This is a genomic window from Moraxella marmotae (assembly GCF_042219885.1).
Taxonomy (GTDB): Bacteria; Pseudomonadota; Gammaproteobacteria; order Pseudomonadales; family Moraxellaceae; genus Moraxella; species Moraxella marmotae.
Genome location: NZ_JBHJHR010000002.1, coordinates 1,578,699 through 1,596,932, shown reverse-complemented (window position 1 = coordinate 1,596,932; position 18,234 = coordinate 1,578,699). Strand labels below are relative to the sequence as shown.

At 45.5% G+C, this 18,234-nt stretch carries 17 protein-coding genes; 4 read left to right on the top strand and 13 right to left on the bottom strand.

The genetic code is table 11. From position 1 onward, the window contains the following. Nucleotides 1-90: 90 nt before the first annotated feature. A complete protein-coding gene (locus ACFBZI_RS07300) occupies nt 91-999 on the top strand; it encodes a threonine/serine exporter family protein (protein ID WP_375715724.1) in 909 nt (302 codons plus the stop codon). Then, a complete protein-coding gene (locus tag ACFBZI_RS07295; RefSeq protein WP_375715723.1) occupies nt 999-1,460 on the top strand; it encodes a threonine/serine exporter family protein in 462 nt (153 codons plus the stop codon). Before ACFBZI_RS07300 ends, ACFBZI_RS07295 begins: the two co-directional genes overlap by 1 nt. A 288-nt stretch (nt 1,461-1,748) precedes the next feature. Here the strand turns inward: ACFBZI_RS07295 and leuA are convergent, their stop codons facing one another. Then, nucleotides 1,749-3,455 carry a 2-isopropylmalate synthase gene (leuA, locus tag ACFBZI_RS07290; protein ID WP_375715722.1) on the bottom strand — a complete coding sequence of 569 codons (1,707 nt, stop codon included), beginning with the start codon at nt 3,453-3,455 and terminating at the stop codon, nt 1,749-1,751. 251 nt (nt 3,456-3,706) lie between these two features. On the opposite strand from leuA, the gene ACFBZI_RS07285 reads away from it, so the two are divergent. Beyond that, nucleotides 3,707-4,183 carry an Lrp/AsnC family transcriptional regulator gene (locus tag ACFBZI_RS07285; protein WP_375715721.1) on the top strand — a complete coding sequence of 159 codons (477 nt, stop codon included), beginning with the start codon at nt 3,707-3,709 and terminating at the stop codon, nt 4,181-4,183. 20 nt (nt 4,184-4,203) lie between these two features. Here ACFBZI_RS07285 and ACFBZI_RS07280 read toward each other — a convergent pair whose 3' ends face one another. From ACFBZI_RS07280 to ACFBZI_RS07240, 9 genes are all read right to left on the bottom strand, one after another. Further along, nucleotides 4,204-5,727 (bottom strand): ABC transporter ATP-binding protein, encoded by a 1,524-nt coding sequence (locus tag ACFBZI_RS07280; protein ID WP_375715720.1) that lies wholly within the window; start codon nt 5,725-5,727, stop codon nt 4,204-4,206. Further along, nucleotides 5,705-6,736 (bottom strand): ABC transporter permease subunit, encoded by a 1,032-nt coding sequence (locus ACFBZI_RS07275; RefSeq protein ID WP_375715719.1) that lies wholly within the window; start codon nt 6,734-6,736, stop codon nt 5,705-5,707. Before ACFBZI_RS07275 ends, ACFBZI_RS07280 begins: the two co-directional genes overlap by 23 nt. Beyond that, complete coding sequence (locus ACFBZI_RS07270; RefSeq protein WP_375715718.1) at nt 6,736-7,782, bottom strand: ABC transporter permease subunit; 1,047 nt, start codon at nt 7,780-7,782, stop codon at nt 6,736-6,738. The genes ACFBZI_RS07275 and ACFBZI_RS07270 overlap by 1 nt, the downstream gene beginning before the upstream one ends. Nucleotides 7,783-7,785: 3 nt before the next feature. Next, nucleotides 7,786-8,346 (bottom strand): manganese efflux pump MntP, encoded by a 561-nt coding sequence (locus tag ACFBZI_RS07265; RefSeq protein WP_375715717.1) that lies wholly within the window; start codon nt 8,344-8,346, stop codon nt 7,786-7,788. A 117-nt stretch (nt 8,347-8,463) separates the two neighbouring features. Beyond that, a complete protein-coding gene (gene gloB / locus ACFBZI_RS07260; RefSeq protein WP_375715716.1) occupies nt 8,464-9,246 on the bottom strand; it encodes a hydroxyacylglutathione hydrolase in 783 nt (260 codons plus the stop codon). Nucleotides 9,247-9,353: 107 nt separating this feature from the next. Then, complete coding sequence (locus ACFBZI_RS07255; RefSeq protein WP_375715715.1) at nt 9,354-11,315, bottom strand: extracellular solute-binding protein; 1,962 nt, start codon at nt 11,313-11,315, stop codon at nt 9,354-9,356. Nucleotides 11,316-11,321: 6 nt separating this feature from the next. Next, nucleotides 11,322-12,413, bottom strand: coding sequence for a 3-phosphoserine/phosphohydroxythreonine transaminase (gene serC, locus ACFBZI_RS07250; protein WP_375715714.1), 1,092 nt, complete (start codon nt 12,411-12,413; stop codon nt 11,322-11,324). A 279-nt stretch (nt 12,414-12,692) separates the two neighbouring features. Next, complete coding sequence (locus ACFBZI_RS07245; RefSeq protein WP_375715713.1) at nt 12,693-13,580, bottom strand: hypothetical protein; 888 nt, start codon at nt 13,578-13,580, stop codon at nt 12,693-12,695. A gap of 73 nt (nt 13,581-13,653) precedes the next feature. Beyond that, nucleotides 13,654-14,487, bottom strand: coding sequence for a D-Ala-D-Ala carboxypeptidase family metallohydrolase (locus ACFBZI_RS07240; protein WP_375715712.1), 834 nt, complete (start codon nt 14,485-14,487; stop codon nt 13,654-13,656). 493 nt (nt 14,488-14,980) lie between these two features. Here ACFBZI_RS07240 and ACFBZI_RS07235 point away from each other — a divergent pair, with 493 nt between their 5' ends. Further along, nucleotides 14,981-15,562 carry a septal ring lytic transglycosylase RlpA family protein gene (locus ACFBZI_RS07235; RefSeq protein WP_375715711.1) on the top strand — a complete coding sequence of 194 codons (582 nt, stop codon included), beginning with the start codon at nt 14,981-14,983 and terminating at the stop codon, nt 15,560-15,562. Nucleotides 15,563-15,668: 106 nt separating this feature from the next. On the opposite strand, the gene ACFBZI_RS07230 is transcribed toward ACFBZI_RS07235, so the two are convergent. The 3 genes from ACFBZI_RS07230 to ACFBZI_RS07220 are packed head-to-tail and all read right to left on the bottom strand — an operon-like array spanning nt 15,669 to nt 18,207. Next, nucleotides 15,669-16,439 carry an ABC transporter ATP-binding protein gene (locus tag ACFBZI_RS07230; protein ID WP_375715710.1) on the bottom strand — a complete coding sequence of 257 codons (771 nt, stop codon included), beginning with the start codon at nt 16,437-16,439 and terminating at the stop codon, nt 15,669-15,671. Beyond that, nucleotides 16,420-17,427, bottom strand: a complete 1,008-nt coding sequence (locus ACFBZI_RS07225) for an ABC transporter substrate-binding protein (RefSeq protein ID WP_375715709.1) — start codon at nt 17,425-17,427, stop codon at nt 16,420-16,422. Before ACFBZI_RS07225 ends, ACFBZI_RS07230 begins: the two co-directional genes overlap by 20 nt. A 9-nt stretch (nt 17,428-17,436) precedes the next feature. Next, on the bottom strand, nt 17,437-18,207 hold the full coding sequence (locus tag ACFBZI_RS07220; RefSeq protein ID WP_375715708.1) for an ABC transporter permease: 771 nt from the start codon (nt 18,205-18,207) through the stop codon (nt 17,437-17,439). Nucleotides 18,208-18,234: the final 27 nt, after the last annotated feature.

Genomic DNA, 18,234 nt, shown 5'->3' with positions numbered 1-18,234 from the left:
AATTTTACTGATAAAATTATCTAAATAATAGACAATTAATAATCAATAACCAATAACAAAAAATCAGCAATCATAAACTTTGTTTAAAATATGACAAATGATCACGCAACACCGCATTTGACACATTTAACAAACGCAGCCGACGCCACGCCTGCCGTGCTGTATAACGACGGACAAGCCACGGCGCGCATCAGCTACCAACAGCAGCAGCGTATCACCAGACTGTGCATTCGCTGTGCTTTGCTACTGATGCAATACGGCGGCGAATCGGTGGTGGTTGTGGATTTGACCAAGCGACTGGGCGTTGCCTTGGGTGTTGATGGCGTGGAGTGCGGTCTGTCTTTTAATGCCGTCACTTTGACCACGCTGTACCAAGGACGCTGCATCACCACCGTCCGCAATACCGTGCATCAAGGCATCAATGTCAGCATTTTGGTGCAGATTCAGCAAATCGTTCTACACGCCGAGCAAACCAAACGCCAGCGTCAATTTTTGCTCACGCCTGATGAGCAAGATACCCTGATTGATGGCATCGAGCAGGATTTTGACCACATGCGGCGTGCCACTTATCCCAATAACTTGATGTCGCTGTTTGTTGGCTTATCCTGTGCCAGTTTTGCTTATCTCAACGGTGGGGATTTGGCGATTGCTCTGGTAACGCTGTTGGCTGGCTTTGTGGCGATGCGAATGCGTGTGTATCTTTCCACGCATCATTTCAACCCTTTTGTGGTAGTGATTATCACCGCCTTTACTGCCACGCTGCTTGGGGCGTCGGCGTATTTTTTGGATTTGGGCGATAATGCCGATGTTGCCGTTGCCGCCAGTGTGCTGCTACTGGTGCCGGGTTTTCCGATTATCAATGCGTTATCCGACATTCTAAAAGGCTATATCAATATGGGTGTCGGCCGCTGGATGTTTGCCACGATGCTGACGCTGTCGGCGTGTGTTGGTATTGTCATTGCTTTGATTGCCTTACAAATTCCGCATTGGGGGCTGTGATGGACATACTACCAATTCTACAAAAAATCATACTGTCGTGCATCATCACGCTGGGCTGGTGCTTGATGTTTACTTTGCCACGCCAATACATTGTCCATGCGATGATGGTTACTGCATTAGGCTTTGGGCTAAAACTTGTGATGGTCAATTTTGGCGTGCATTTGGCGATTGCGACTTTTTTTGGGGCGATGGTTGGCAGTTTTTTGGGGGTGCATTTTGCCCAGCGACACGGTCTGCCGCCCAAGGCCTTGATTGTGCCGAGCTTGATTTGCATGATGCCTGGTATCGCCGCTTATAAGGCAATGGTGAGCATGGTGCAAATTGGTTATTTTGGCTTTAGCATGGATTTGTTCGTGCAGATGATGCGTCACTTTTTTGATGCCATTTTTGTCATTTCATCATTGGTGCTGGGCTTGTCCATTCCGGGGATTTTGTTTTATCGCCGTAAGCCGATTGTTTGATTGGATATATTTGATGTGATAAAATTTGAATAGCAATACTTTATAATTGAAAAGTAAAATTTAACCAAACCCATTTCAATCCGTATTTGACTTTAAAAACTTGACAATTAAATTTTCTTAAACTTAATAAAAACCCCACAAAGCCGCCATTTTAGCAGTTTGTGGGGTTTTTATTTGTATTTTGATAAATGGCAATTAAGACCAATGATAGTTGAGATAAACCAGACAATCTTAAAATGACAAAACCAATTATCCCAATGTTATCAAAGACTTATAAAATAATTACCATTACCATGCTTGAGCCAGTGCCGATAACGCCCCTTTGAGCATCGCTGATACGGTACTGCTACAAGTGCCAATGCCTGAGTAAATCTGCCCATCGACAGACAGCTGAATGTAAGCGACGGCAGCATTGTCGGTTTGGTTGTCGCCATCTTGGGCGTGGGCGGCGTTGATGGCGTGTTCGGCGTAGTTGGTAACATGGATTTGCTTGCCAGTTGCCTTGACCAAGCCGTCAATAAATGCCGACAACGCCCCATTGCCTTGACCAATCACTTCAAACACTTCTTCAGGGGCAGCCACTTGCCCTTGGAAGCTGACATTGCCGCCTTTGTTATTAATCGCATAATCGCTTAGGCGGAATTTTTCTTGAGCCAAATAAGCATTGGTAAAAATCTCAAGCAATTCGTCAGTTTTTAGCTCACGAGCCAAAGTTTCGGCTTGGGCTTGCACCACTCGAGCAAAGTCGATCTGCGTCCAGCGTGGCAAATTAAAGCCGTAATGACGCTGCAAAATATACGCTGCACCGCCTTTACCTGACTGGCTATTGATACGCACGACATCTTGGTAGCCACGGCCAATGTGCATCGGATCAATGGGCAGATATGCCACGTCCCAATGGTTGGCGGTTTCTTGGTGTTTTTCGTTATAATCCAAGGATTTTTTGATGGCATCTTGGTGCGAGCCGCTAAATGCTGTAAACACCAGCTCACCCACATAAGGGTGGCGTGGGTGTACTGGCAAATTGTTGCATTCGGTAACGATTTGTGCCATTTCGCTGACTTGGCTAAAATCAAGCTCAGGATCGACACCTTGCGTGTACAGATTCATCGCCATCACCAAAATATCCATGTTGCCCGTCCGCTCGCCATTGCCAAGTAGCGTGCCTTCGATACGATCAGCCCCTGCCATCAAGCCAAGCTCTGATGCGGCAACGGCACAACCACGGTCATTGTGCGTGTGCAAGCTGATGATGACATCTTTGCGGTGCTTAAGATGACGGCAAAAATACTCCACTTGATCGGCATAAATGTTTGGTGTCGATGCTTCTACGGTCGCTGGCAAGTTTAGGATAACCGCTTGGCCGTTTTGTGGCTGCCACACTTCGCACACCGCATCACAGACTTCAACAGCATAATCGGTCTCGGTTTGGCTAAAGCTCTCTGGCGAATACTGGAACACCCACTCGGTGTCTGGGTAATTTTTCGCCTTATCACGCAGCATGGTCGCCCCAGCGATGGCGATTTGCTTGATTTCTTCTTTGTCCATTTTATAGACTTTTTCACGCTGCACTTGTGAAGTGGAGTTATAAACATGGACAATGGCACGGCGAGCCCCTTGCAAGGCTTCAAAAGTACGCTCAATCAAATGCTCACGAGCTTGCACCAACACCTGCAAAGTCACATCGTCTGGCACATGGCCTTCTTCAATCAAACGGCGAGTAAAATCAAATTCCACTTGTGCCGCTGACGGAAAACCGATTTCAATTTCCTTAAAGCCAATATCAACCAAAAGTTTAAAGAATTTTAACTTTTGTTCAATAGTCATCGGATCAATCAAGGCTTGGTTGCCATCACGCAAATCCACGCTCGCCCAAATGGGGGCTTTGGTAATCGTCTTGTCTGGCCAAGTGCGGTTTTCAAGCTTAGGGGCAAAAGCAAATGGGCGATATTTATTAAAATCAAACGCAGGGTTTTTTGGGGTGATGTGTGGCATAAAAGCTCCAAATCCGAATTTATCAAAAAGTCAAATGGCGACTGCTTTATTACTGCTGCTAATGAATGCTATCATTGCAGCTAACGATAATTACCACCAACTGTGGCTGCCAATCATTGTTGCTAAATATCATAACAAAAAAAGTATAGCAATTTTTACTTATTTTTGCATCAATTTTGCATTATTTTAGTTAAAAATATCAAATTTATGCTAAAATTTGGCTAAATTCACCAATTTTTTAGATATTGATAATGATGAACACCAACGACAGTATCAGCTTGGACGCCATTGACCAAAAAATTCTGCGATTGCTGACCGCCAACGCTCGCCTACCTGTGGCTGAGATTAGTGAGCGTGTCAATCTGTCCGCCACACCAACCATTCGCCGCATCAAACGCTTAGAAGAGCTTGGCATCATCACAGGCTACCACGCCAGCACCGATCCGCACAGGCTGGGCTACACGCTGTCGGTCTATGTGGCGGTGAGTATGGATCGGCACACCGCCGAGCGTTTTGGCGAGTTTGAAAGCCAAGTACAGGGCTTTGACGAAGTGGTCAGTTGTAGTGTTGTTACAGGACGCAGTGAAGATTATCTACTTAAAGTTTTGGTCAAAGACATGCGTCATTATGAAGAATTTTTATTACATCGCTTAAGTAAAATTGATGGCGTCAGCCAGCTCCACACCAGTTTTGAGCTGCGAGAAGTGTTCAGTCGTTCGGCTGTTTAGCCAACAGATTTTATCAATCATCACACGCTTTGATTGACCGTAATAATCCGATGGCAAATGGCTTGCAATACCGCCTTGTCGTGGCTGATAATCATCATGCTTGTGCCATGTTGTGTGTTGATATTTTTTAGTAATTCTAAAAACTTGGCAATAGAAATCCGATCCAGCATCGCTGTCGGCTCGTCCAAAATCAGCAAATCTGGCTTGGCAAGCAAGGCTCGTACCAAGCACACCCTTTGGCATTCACCGCCAGACAATTTATCAGGATAACGCTCAAGGATTGTCGTGGATAAACCGCACAATGCCAATAAATGATGCATCTGCTCAAGGCAATCGCTCGGCTGTTGATCGGCAAATGCTTCAAGCAAACTGGCAAAAATCGTCAAATCGGGGTTTAGGCTGGCACGCACTTCTTGCATTACCAGCTGGGTTTGTCGATAGGCTTGCTGCGATGCTTTGCCTGTTAATTTGACTGGATTTGAGCCATTGATTAGCCATTGACCTTGCGTTATCAGCGTGTCATCAAGCCTTGTGATTGCCTTTGCTAAAGTGGTCTTACCGATGCCAGACGCTCCCATAATGCCGATAATTTCACCTTGGTAAATGGTTAAGTTTATCTTATCAATCATCGGCTTAGGCTTGCCCCACCAAAACCTGCGGCGAGCCACCCCAAAGTCCTGCAACGACAACACCTGCACATCACTGGGGCTAATTTGGCTTGGCGTGCCATAATCTGCCGCCATCAGCCGCTTGGCAATTGGCAAAGTCAGCACCGTTTGCACTTTGCCAAACTCATGCCGATGATTGCCCTTGTCGTCTTTATCCATCGCCAACAGCCAATCGCAACGCCCAACAATGCTTGGCAAATCATGACTAATCAGCATTAATGCCGCTTGGCTGTCTTGGCAAAGTTTGACCAACAAATCCAAAATCTCATCACGCAAAGACGCATCTAATGCCCCAGTTGGCTCATCGGCAATGATAAGTTTTGGCTGCATCGCCAGCACCAAAGCCATGCTGGCACGCCGCGCTTCACCGCCAGACAGCTCATGTGGGTAGCGGTGCAAAAACTGCTCTGGATTGGGCAGCTGCACCAGCCTAAGCCACTTTAGAGTTGCTTGCTTGCGTGCTTTTTTGGGCATGGCCATTTGGTGAAATAGTTCATCAAAACTTTTGGCAAGGGTATGCACAGGATTTAGGGCGGCTTTTGGCTCTTGGAAAATATAACCGATGCCACGCCCACGAATGCCCAAAAATGCCGACTCATCACCCTGCTTGGTGATGGCAATTGGTTGGTTTTGTAATTTGGCGGTGTCGGCATGCACCAAAAACGCCTTGGGTAATAGACCCAATAAAGACAACATCAGACTGGTTTTGCCTGTGCCAGATTGACCGACCACACCCAGCACTTCACCAGCCGACAGCTTGACATTTAGCCCTGCGATGATTGGCTGGCAGCTTGGTTGCCCTAATGCTGTCTGCAAGCTGATGCTGTAATTTTTTAGTGTCAAAATCGGCTCATCAGCCTTGTGTGTCAAATGCACTTCTTAGCCCTTCCCCAATAAAAATCAACAGCGACAGCAGCAGCGACAGCACCACAAAACCTGACAGCACCAAATGCGGTGCATCAAGATGGTTTTTGCCCTGTGCCAATAATTCGCCCAGACTGGCAGCACCCAGCGGTAAGCCAAAACCCAAAAAATCCAGCGTGGTCAAGGCGGCGATATTGGCAGCGATCATAAAAGGCAGCTGCGACACCGACAGCAGTACAACTTTTGGCAAAATGTGCCGTATGATAATCGTTGTCGGTGCGATGCCTAGGTTTTTTGATGCCAGCACATAAGGCATTTGTCGCATTTTTAGCACCTGCACCCGAGTCAAAGCCGTCAAGGACAGCCAACCAAAACACAACAACAGCACAAACAAAACCGACAATGACGGCTCAAAAATGCTGGCAATAATCATCATCACAAAAAGCTGCGGCAACGACGCCCAAATCTCAACCAAACGCTGACCGAGCAAATCCACCATGCCGCCAAAATAACCCATCAACGCCCCCACGCCAACGCCCATCACAGCACCAAAAACACTTAACGCCAGACCAAACAGCAGCGACACACGCAAAGCATACAATATCCGTGCCAACACATCATGCCCCACATCGTCCGTCCCCAGCCAATGACTGCGACTGGGCGACGCTGGGTGTGGCATCTGAGCGTCTAGCACCAGACTAAACTCACCGTAAGCAATCGGCGGTAGCCACAACTCACCATCACGGCGTATCATCGCCACGACTGCCTGATCTTGATAATTGGCGGTCGTCTCAAACTCACCGCCGAATTTGGTTTCTGGATAATCGTGCAAAATCGGCAGCAAATACTCGCCTTGATATCGCACAAGTAGTGGCTTGTCATTGGCGATGATTGGAGCAAAAACCGCCACAAGCGTCATCACACCAAACAATATCAGAGAATAATACGCCAATCGCTGCTGACGAAATTTTTGCCAAAATTTTGCCATGCCAATTTGCCATGTGTGCTTTTTCGTCATCATCACACCCCAAAATCCACTCTGGGATCAAGGTATTTGTACCACAAATCAAACACCAGTTGCACCACCATCGAAATCAGCGTAAACACATACAAAATCCCAAACATCAACGGATAATCATGCTGCACCACCGCATCAAAACCCAGCCGCCCAATGCCATCAATACCAAAAATCACTTCAATCAAAAAATTGCCCGAAAACAGCACACCAACCACCGCCATCGGCAGATGCGAAACAATGGGCAGTAGTGCATTTTTTAGTACTTGTGTATAAATAATATAAGAAAATTTCAGGCCACGAGCCTGCATCGCCAGCACATACGGCGAGCCAAATTCTGCCATCACGCTAAATTTGCTCAAATAAGTAATCGATGCCATCGAACCGATGCTACCTGCCACCACAGGCAGAGCCAAATGCCATGCCAAATCTTTAATTTTATTAAATAAATTTAGCTCATCAAAATCAGGCGATGCCGCTCCTTGGATAGGAAAAATCTGCCAGCCACCTGCTCCTGCCAGCAGCACCAAAAGCAAAAGTGCCAACATAAACACTGGCAAAGCGTGTAGCACCGCAAGGATAATGGTCGTCAAATAATCGCCCATACTGCCGTGATGGCGAGCTTTATACAAACCAAGTACCACCCCAAAACCATACATCATCAAAAGGCTCAACGCCCCCAAACCCAGCGTAATCGGCAATCTGTCAGCAATCAAAGTCGCCACCGCTTGACCCTGAAAAAACGACTCACCCAAATCAAACTGGGCAAAATTTTTGAGCATCAGCCAAAACCGCTGCATCATCGGCAAATCATAGCCAAAGCGAGCGTTCAGCTGTGCCATCATTTCAGTAGATAAGCCATTTGCTCCTTGATAATTTAGATTGGCTAATACAAAACCCTGTGCTGATAGGGCTTGCTGTTCGGCTTGGATTTTGGCAAGTTGCTGCTCAACAGGACCACCGGGGGCGATTTGAATGATCAAAAAATTCACCAGCAAAATCACAAGCAAAGTCGGCAACATCATCGCCAGCCGATAAAACACATAACGCATCGCCTACCCCATCAAGTGACTGTACAAAATATAAGCACCAATAAAAATCAGCATCACACCCCCAGCCATCATGGCATTTTTGCCAAATTTTGCCCCCAATCGCTGACCCAATAACAGCCCCGCAGTCGCCATCATGGTCGTTACCAAACCAATCAACAAAGCCGCCAGCCAAATATTCACCGCCAAAAACGCCAGCGTTATCCCCACCACCATCGCATCAATACTGGTGGCAACGGCAGTGATAATCAACCAAAATCCTGCGTGCCGCTCGGTATCATCGGGCCGATTTTGTCCATAAAGTGCTTGATAAATACAACGCACACCCAAAAATGACAACAACCCAAAAGCAATCCAATGATCAACATCTTGTATCCATTGGTACGCTGCACGCCCAAGCAGCCAGCCAATCAGCGGTGCGGTCGCTTCAACCAATCCAAAAACCGCCCCCTGCTTGAATGCCTGAACAAAAGCAACCTTACGAGCCATTGCCCCTTTGGCAATCGCCGCCGAAAATGCGTCCATTGACATGCCAAACGCCAACAAAACCAGTGCAATCAGACTCATAAAACCACCTTGGGTGCTGTGTTGGTTTAATTAATTTTTAATGTGATTTGATGAAATTTAATAAAATTAACACCATTAAAATCATCAAAATCACAATAATAAATAACAACCCAAAACTTAAAAATTGTTCTTTTGCTCTCTTAGCCAGTCAAACACCGCCAGTGGCGTATGATTTGTTAAGCCATACTTAATCGCAAGTTTTTGGGCATGATTGGCATCACACGCCTGCAAAAAGACATTGATTTGCCGCTCGTGTGCCAAAGTGGTCGGCAGGCTTGGGCGATTTTGTTGGCGTAATTGGCAAACTTTGGCAATCGCTTTGTCAATATTATCTTGATAATCGTCTGTCGCCATCGCCTTAGCAAAGTGCAGATTGGCCAAAGTATATTCATGTGTTGGATAAAACACCGTTTCATCTGCCATCTTGACAAATCGACTCATGCTCTCAAAAAGCAGCTCAATCGTACCTGTAAAAATTCGCCCACAGCCTGCCGAAAACAGCGTATCGCCACAAAATACACAAGTTTTATTATCAACATTGGCTAAATAACTGATGTGATTTTCTGTATGCCCTGCCGTCCGCCACACATCAAAGTCCAGCCCCATCTGTGAAAATGTTGCCCCTTCATCAACGGCAATCGCATCATCAAAACCATGCCTACGATGTGCATACAAAGCACAGTCAGGATATGCCGCCAACAAATCACGCACACCAGCGGTGTGGTCATGATGGTGATGGGTGATGAGTATCGCCACCAAATCCAACCGCCCAGCGGTCAAAAAGTCTTGTACCGCTTTGGCGTCGCCCGGATCAATGATAATGGCATGATTGGCTTGGCAAATTGCCCAAATGTAGTTATCGTCCAGTGCTGGGATTGGGTGGATTTGATAAGTTTTCATAAAATACTACTAAAATTTTAATAAAATAACAATGAAATATTGTCAGTGATTTTTAACGGTTTTGGTGAATATTACTACGGTTTTTATTGCAGACAATGCAGCAAATTTTATGGCTGATACCACCAATAATCTAGGCCAATGCTGCTACTTGGCAAACGCTTGGGGTGCTGATAGCCTTGATAATACATCACATCGGTGGTGTTTTTGCCATGCCACGGTATGATATACTCACCCGCCAACAGCAGCCGATCTAGCACATGCGTATAACGCACAATGTCTGTGCGGTTATCAGCTTGGCTTAGCCGAGTGATAATCTCATCAATGGCGGCACTTTTGATGCCTGCGGTGTTTTGGTTGCCAATCTCATCAGCGGCGGCACTGCCCCACAGATACGCCTGCTCAATCCCCGGTGAATTGCCCTGCATAAAACTGTCAATAATCATATCAAAATCATAATGCCGCTTACGGTGAATATAACTGGCATTGTCCACACGGCGAACGCTCGCCTGTATGCCCAGACGCTTCAGATTATTTAGATATGGTAATAAAATGGTTTGATATTTATCATCTGCCACTAGGATTTCTAGCCGTACCGCTTTGCCAGTTTTATCCATCAGCTGCCCTTGTTGATAATAAAATCCTGCTTGTTGTAATAAATTTTTGGCAGTCAATAAATTGGCTCGGTTGATGCCATCGCCGTCAGACATTGGCTGCCGTGGTACGCCATCAAGTGCCGATTTTTCATCATGATTTAAAGACAAACTTAATAAAATCTGCCGCTCATCGGCATCAGGCTGCCCTTTGGCTTGTAGGGGTGAGCCATAAAAATAACTGTCCAACCGCTGATATTGCCCATACAATAGCTGCTCATTGGTCCATTGAAAATCAAATGCCAAATTCAACGCTCGCCGCACGGCAATATCGGCAAATAACGGCCTGCGTAAATTCATCACCAAGCCCTGCATCAGCACAGGATTGTCATTGGCGATGGCAAGCTTTTTGATGGCGGCATTGGTGTGCTGTGGGTCAAATCTTGCCCAGCGTTTGATGTCGTTTTCGGTGCGAAAGCGGTACACGCCAGATTTGAACGCTTCAAACGCCACCGCTTCATCGGCAAAATACACAAATTCAATGGCATCAAAATTAAACCGCCCGCGATTAACCATGATGTCCCTGCCCCAATAATTGGGGTCTTTTTGGTAACGCACACGGCGTGATGGCTCGGCAATTTGTAAGCGATACGGCCCACTGCCCATTAGCGGTGTCAAACTCACTGTATCAAATCGCTTAACAATGTCCGATTTGGCAAACACAGGCATCAGCCCCACGGTCGCCCCCATGTCGCTGGGTGCATTTTTATCAAAATAAAACTTCACTCGCTGATTATCCAGCACTTCCACCGCTTCCACACTGCCCAAAAACGCCCGCCATGACATCAAGCCTTTGGACAGTATTGCTTGATAAGTTGCCTGCACATCGGCGGCGGTAACAGCACTGCCGTCCCAAAATCTCGCCTTAGGATTGATATGATAAATAATCCAGCTGGCATCATCAGGGCTAAAGGTAACTTTTTCGGCAAGCTGTGGATACAGCACATAGGCTTCATCAAGAGAGCCTGCCATCAAAGTATCATACAGATAAAATGTGCCTGTCGCTGGCACGCCCTGATCAATAAAGCTGTTTAGGCTATTAAACATACCGATGGCAGGCATTGACAATGTGCCACCCTTGGGTGCTTGGGGGTTGGCATAGGGCAAATGGCTGGCGTTGGCGTATTGAGCGGCATTATTCACCGCCAGCACGCTTTGGGTGATGGTTGGCTCGCTCAAATGGCTATTTTTGCGGCGACTGTCCAAATGGTCGGCATTTAAAGTCGTCAAAAAATCTGGCGACTGGGTCGATGGCTCGGTAAGTTGTGCTTGATAATCGGCATTGCTGCCAGCGTCTTGGGCGGTAGATTTACCATCTTGACAGCCTAGCAGCACCATCAAGCCACAACATGCGAAAAACCACGAACCTAACTGGTAGATTCGTGGTTTGTGCGGATTTGTGTTTAGCCATACTGCCATAAACCATCAACCGTGCTTACGCTCAAACTCCGCCATAAACGCCGCCAACGCTTGTACTTGCTCAAGCGTGATGGCATTATAAATGCTGGCACGCATACCACCAACCACACGATGACCTTTTAGATTTAATAAACCTGCTTGCTTGGATTCTTCCAAAAACAGCTTGTCTAAACCATCGTCTGCCAACTGGAACGGCACATTCATGATTGAGCGATGTTTTGGATTGACTTTATTGGTATAAAAATCGCTGGCATCAATCGCATCGTACAGGACTTTTGCTTTGGCGTGGTTGATTTTGGCAATCGCTGACACGCCACCTTGCTCAAGCAGCCATTCAAACACCAAACCTGCCAAATACCAAGCATAGGTCGGCGGTGTGTTTAGCATCGAGTTATTATTTAGCTGATTTTGATAATTCATGATACTTGGACACCACGGACTGGCTTGTTCAAGCAAATCTTTGCGAACAATCACCAAAGTCAAGCCCGCCGGCCCAATGTTCTTTTGAGCACCGGCATAAATCACGCCAAACTGATTGACATCAATCGGCTCTGACAAGATGCAAGACGACATATCCGCCACGATTGGAGCATTGACTTTTGGGACATCAAAAATCTGCACGCCATGAATGGTCTCATTTGGGCAATAGTGAAAATAACTTGCCTGCTCGCTTAATTGCCACTCGTCCACCGCTGGCACATCGCTAAAATTCGACTCACTGCCAGTTGCCACCAAATTAATCTTACCCAAGCCCAAGGCTTCATAACGCTTGGCTTCTTTGTACGCTTTTTCTGACCATGCCCCAGTGAGCAAATGATCCGCCGTGCCACCATTGAGCAGATTGAGCGGAACGGCAGAAAACTGCGTCATCGCCCCACCTTGCAAAAACAGCACCGCATAATCATCGCTGATATTCATCAATTTGCGTAAATTGGCTTCTGCTTTTTGGGCGATTTCAAGATAGTCGGCACTGCGGTGGCTAATCTCCATTACAGATGCCCCAATCCCTTGCCAATCAAGCATCTCAGCTTGGGCGTGTTCCAAAACGGCGGTCGGCATACTGGCAGGGCCAGCACAAAAATTTGCAAAACGAGTCATAATTTTAACCTTAATCTTAGCTTGATTTTAGCTTAATATTAACTTAATTTTAGCTTGAGTTTAAAAACACAACAACCAAACGGCAACAGCCGATAACAGCAAATGATAATAAATCGCAGTGTAGTATATCACGAAACAGGCATTTGGTTTACAAAATATTTACAAAACACAGTAAATTCAAATAAATCATGGCAAATTTTGGCAATTTTGTCCAAAATCAAATCATTTAATCATATTAAAATATGTAAAAAAATTTAACAATTTTATGAAATGAAAAACTCATGAATGTAGCTGCTGCCAAAAGGCTTTTTTTGCCATTTTATCAAGCAGCATCTTGTCAATGCGATGCTCATCATGCAGCTGCAACGCTGGCAATTCTGGGTTGAGATAATCAGGCAAATCGGTCAATAATGCGATATTTTTCAATGTGTTAGATTCACGCAAACACGAAAAAATAAAACCCTTAAAACTGGCATTAGCCACCGAAACCAACCGACTACTAGGATCGTTGGCAAATATCGGATAATCCAGCTGCTTGGTGATAAATTTGGCTTGGCTTTTTGGGTTGGCTTGACTGACTTGGCTAGCTTGATTAAACAGTGCATTTTGTAAAGATAGCCAAAGCTCACGCCCTGCCATCTCCAGCGTGTCCAAATCCACAAGCAGCAGCCAATTTTGATAAATCACCGCCTGCAGATGAAAATTCAACTCAAGCTCGCCATCAGCCGCCCTTTGTCCATCGGTGGTGTTGGACAAATTTTCATCAGTTTGCTCCGTATTGGCTGACTCCGATGGTTTTTGCTGATTGAGCAGATAATCCAATGCCTGCTTGGGCGTACGCACAGGTGGCAGCGAGCTTTTGGGCTGAATTTCTGGGCTTGTTGCTAAATTTGGCACTTGCTTTAACGGAGTTGATAAGTCTGGCAAATTTGGCTCAAGCACAGCTTTTGTCAAATTATTGTTGGTATTACCATTGATGTCGCCATTTGCCAAAGTGTCAAACGCCGCCAAATTTTGGGACGAGCTTTGGGGTAGATTTTGGGATAAGTCTGACCGCTCTTGCCATGGTATCAACTGGGTGATTGGGCGGTTTTTATCCACCCACAGCACCATACCCAGCTGCTGAAAAATGTGGCGATTTTGATAAAGTTGATTGGACGGCTGCATTTTTTTAAATTTTAAAATTGGCTAAATTTGACTAGGTTTTGATTAAATTATTAAATTTAAGTTAAAAATTAAATCAATTCAATGATGTTAATTTGGGCAAAGTCGTACGACAAACCGAACCTTCTTGCGAAAACTGACCACCCCATTTGCGATAGCCTTGGGTGTCTAGGTGAATCGCCCCTGTGGCATACAGACCCAGCCCAAAAGCGTGCCGCTCGCCCTGCTCTAGCCAATACTGACATAGCTTATCTTGCAACTGGTACAGCTTGGCACCGTCATCGGCAAAGCGTGGTACCCAAATGTCAATCGCCCCATTGGTCAGATGTTTGCTCGCCGCCGCACCGCCAGCACATTGATTTAGCTTGGGGTTGCGATACACCGAGCGAATCAAGGTATCTGCTGGCAAAATATCCGCCTGCTTTAGCTCATGATACAGTCGCAAAGTCGGCAACATCTTACCCCAAAGCATTCTTGGTGGCACTTGGTATGGCTCATCTTTGCACTCTTGCCATGCTCGTGCAGTGGTCAGCAGCTGATTCATCGGCGGCACAGCTTCTGCCGATCCCATTTGCTGATGTAAAAACGCCTGATAAGCCATCACTTCATCATAAATCTCAGGGTGATTATTTAGCCATGATTGAAAATGTACCACAGAACCGACATCACCAGACTGGACATTTGGCATGCTGTGGTCATGGTCAGCGTGATGGTCAGCATTCTGATTGTTATCTGCATTATCAGACATCATCTGAACATCAAGCTTGGCAGGCTTGGGCGGTGACTGCACGCCATCTGCTGCAGTACACGCAGTCAGCATTGCCATCACCCCAATCAACCAAAACAACCGCTTGCCACTTTTAAAATACCGCTTATTTTGATGATTTGCTTGCATTTTTTCCAGTTTCATCACCAATCACCGCCCTTTTTGTTATATGAACATCATCAATGCCTGATAGCTTACACCATCACTTGCTTTTTAGCAACCAATTGTCTGTCATTTATCAAGTAAATCTTGACAAATTTATTTAGTCAAATCAACCAATTAGTAGTAATTATCGCTTGGTGATTTTACTTAGTCAATGTTTGATTTTTTTTGATAAACTTGCGGTCAAATTTAAAAAAAATCGCTTTTTTGGATAAATTTGTACAAAAATTAGCCAAAATACCCATAAATTTTGCCATTTTTCACATAAAATTCACACAAAGTTACTTGTAATTTGGTAAAATCATTGTTAATATAAAGCGTTTGCGAAGTTTATACTTATTTTTACTAACTTTATTGATACTTTCACATGGTATTGATGACTTAATAGTAGTGAATCTGGCGAATGGACGATGTGGCAAGGATTTTGCCAAGTTTTGATTTGGCGTCAGAGATTTCAACACTAAAGAGGCAACCCATGAAAACAGTGAGCAAATCGTTACTTGGATTGGCAAGCGTTGCACTAACGATCAGTTTGAGCTTGGCGGCAAATGCAGCCAGCAACAACACGCCCAACAATGCCAATATTGACAATGTGTTACAGCAGCTAACCACACAGCACAATAATGCTTCAAGTTTGGTCAAATCAGCACGCCAACCTGCATCGCTGGCACTAAACAGCCCACTGGTCAGCCAGTCTGCCAGTAACAAAAAATCGGACGATAACACGCCTGTTTTGGATCGCTTGACCGCTGTGGCATCAAGCACGGTTAATAAATTTAAGCAAACAGGCATTGCTTCTTGGTACGGTCGCCAGTTCCACGGTCGCAAAACCGCCAGTGGTGAGACCTTTGACATGAATGCCTTGACAGCGGCACATAGCTCATTGCCGATGAATTGCTTGGTTCGTGTTACCAATCGTGATAATGGCAAATCGGTTGTCGTCAAAATCAATGACCGCCCAAAAACCGACCGTGTGCTTGATTTGTCATACGGTGCTGCCCAAGCCATCGGCATCACAGGCAATTTGGGCAATGTAACCATTGAGCGTATCGACTGATTTTATCTTTTAATTTTAAGATAATATTTATAAAAAAGACCAGCTTGTCTTAACTGGTCTTTTTTTATTTTTAAAATAATCTCCCAAAACCAAGCAAAAGCACAAATCAGCTTTGAACAGCGTCCAATATCGCCTGTTTTAGCGTCAGATATTCGGCAGATTGATGAAAATTTGGTGTTTTTGGGATGGTAAAGCGTTGAGCAAACTTGGCAGGCAGGCCTTTTAATACATAAATTTCATCAGACAGATAAATGGCTTCATCAATATCGTGAGTAATCATCAGGCAGGTGAGCTGATTTTGTTGTTGAAATTGGCAAAACCAATCATACATCTGCATTTTGGTAATAAAATCCAATGCCGAAAATGGCTCATCAAGCAGCATCAGCTCATGATTTGACAGATAAGTGCGTAATAATGCCGCACGCTGCCGCTGACCACCAGACAGCTGATGCGGATATTGATTTGCCAAATTCTCAAGCCCAAACAACGCAAGCTTGGGCAAAATCACTGCATTTATCTTATCTTTTGGCATATGTTTTAGGGTAAGCGGCAAGGCAATATTGTCATACACCGTCTTAAATGGCAACAACAAATCCTTTTGTAACATATAGCCAACTTGCCCAGCGGTGGCGGTGCTGTCCGTGTCATCAATGCACACCTGACCGCTTTTTGGGCGTATCAGCCCTGCTGCGATATTAAACAGCGTGCTTTTGCCCACACCGCTAGCACCGATGATGGTGGTTACAGTGCCTGCCTTGATACTCAAATTGATGCCATCAAACAGCGGCAAAACACCGTGCTTTATAGCAAAATCATGATGAATATCAATCAGTTGCAGCTTTGGGCAAATGTCGCCATCACTGTGGTAAATAGTCATTACTCACGCCTGCTTGTGGCACAAAAGTATCACTTAGCCCCTGTTTATGCACCCATTGAAAAAATCTGTCCCAACGAGCATAGTCGAACTTTCCCCAATCGCCCTGCTCGTCCAGATATTGCGGCGAAATGTAACGCTGGCTTTGTTTGGCAAGCTCTTGGTTAATCTCAGGGGCGTATTTGACCAAAATATCAGCACTTTGGTCAGGGTGCTTGGCGGCGTACAGATAGCCTTGCTTGATGGCTGCCAGTGCTTTTTTGTATTTGTCGGGATTTTTCTTTAATTCATCGCTATTGGCAATCAACAGCGGTGCATAATAGTCAAACACCGGGTCGGCATCTTTGAGATAAAAAAAGTTGCTATCCACGCCCTTAATCTTGGCATGAATGCCGTCCCAGCTATAATACGCCATGATGTAATCAAACAAACCCACTCGCAGTGCGGTCGTGGCATCGGTGGACTCGCTGGGGATTTTGGTCAAAGGCGCACCGACAATTTGCTCAACCACGGCATCATCAACAGGATCTTCCCAAGTAGAATACCGCTTATTTTGCAAATCTTTTGGCGACTTTGCCCCCAATGTGGCCAATGACAACAGCCCTGCACTGCTGTGCTGAGTGATGGCAGCAACCGCAGTGATTGGCTCGCCTTTGTTTAGCCGCTTGACCATATTAGGCTGAAAATACACGCCAAAATCCGCACGCTTATTAGCAACCAGTGTCGATGTGCTGTCTTCGCTGGGCTGGACAATCTTGGCATCAAAACCTGCCTTGCTCAGATAACCCTGATCCAGTGCCACATACAGTCCTGTGTGGTTGGTATTGGGAACCCAGTCTAGGGCAATCACCAGCTCTTCAAGCCGCCCTTGCTCTGCTGCTTGTTCTGATTGCTCGCAGGCAGTCAATAGCACGCCAGATGTCGCCAAAATCACCGCCGTAAGCAGTGGTTTTTGGGAGAATTTTTTAATAATTTGTTGAAAGTTTTTCATAGATTTTTATTATTCCTTGTATTGATAAGCAAGTACACGACGCTCAAGCCAGCGAACGGCAGCGATGAGCAGCAATGTCAAAAAACTGATCAAAAAAATCACCGCAAACATATTGTCAAGCTCATAAGACTTACGCACTCGAGTCATGTACACGCCTAAGCCGTGATAACCGCCAAGCCACTCCGCCACCACCGCCGAAATCAAAGCATAGCTTAAAGCAACTTTTAGTCCTGTAAAAAAATAACCCATCGCCGAAGGTATTTTTAGATGGCGATACACTTGATAAGTACTGGCTTTCATGGAGCGAAACAAATTTAACGCATCGCTGTCCACCGAACGATAGCCATCAAGCAAGGCGATAGTCATCGGAAAAAACACCGACAGCACCACCAGCACCACCTTTGGCAAAATGCCATAGCCCAGCCAAATCACCAACAAAGGTGCAATGGCAATGGTCGGAATGGTTTGGTTGAGTAAAATCAACGGATAAACGCTTTGGCGAAAATTTGCCGACAAATCCATCAAAATCGACAACATAAAACTCAGTAACAGCCCAATAATCGTGCCAATAAAAGCCGTCGCCAAAGTATATTTGGCATGATGAGCCAAAAGTGCGGCATCGTCCACCAGTGCCTGCAAAATCTGCAAAGGGCTGGGCAGCAAATAATCTGGCAAAACGCCTGTCGCCACCACCAACTGCCAACACACCAACAAAGCCAACACCAAAGCATATTGACGGACAAAGGTCAGTGCATAATTCCGTATTTTATTATTTATCATAGATAAAATCTAATTTTATATAAAATT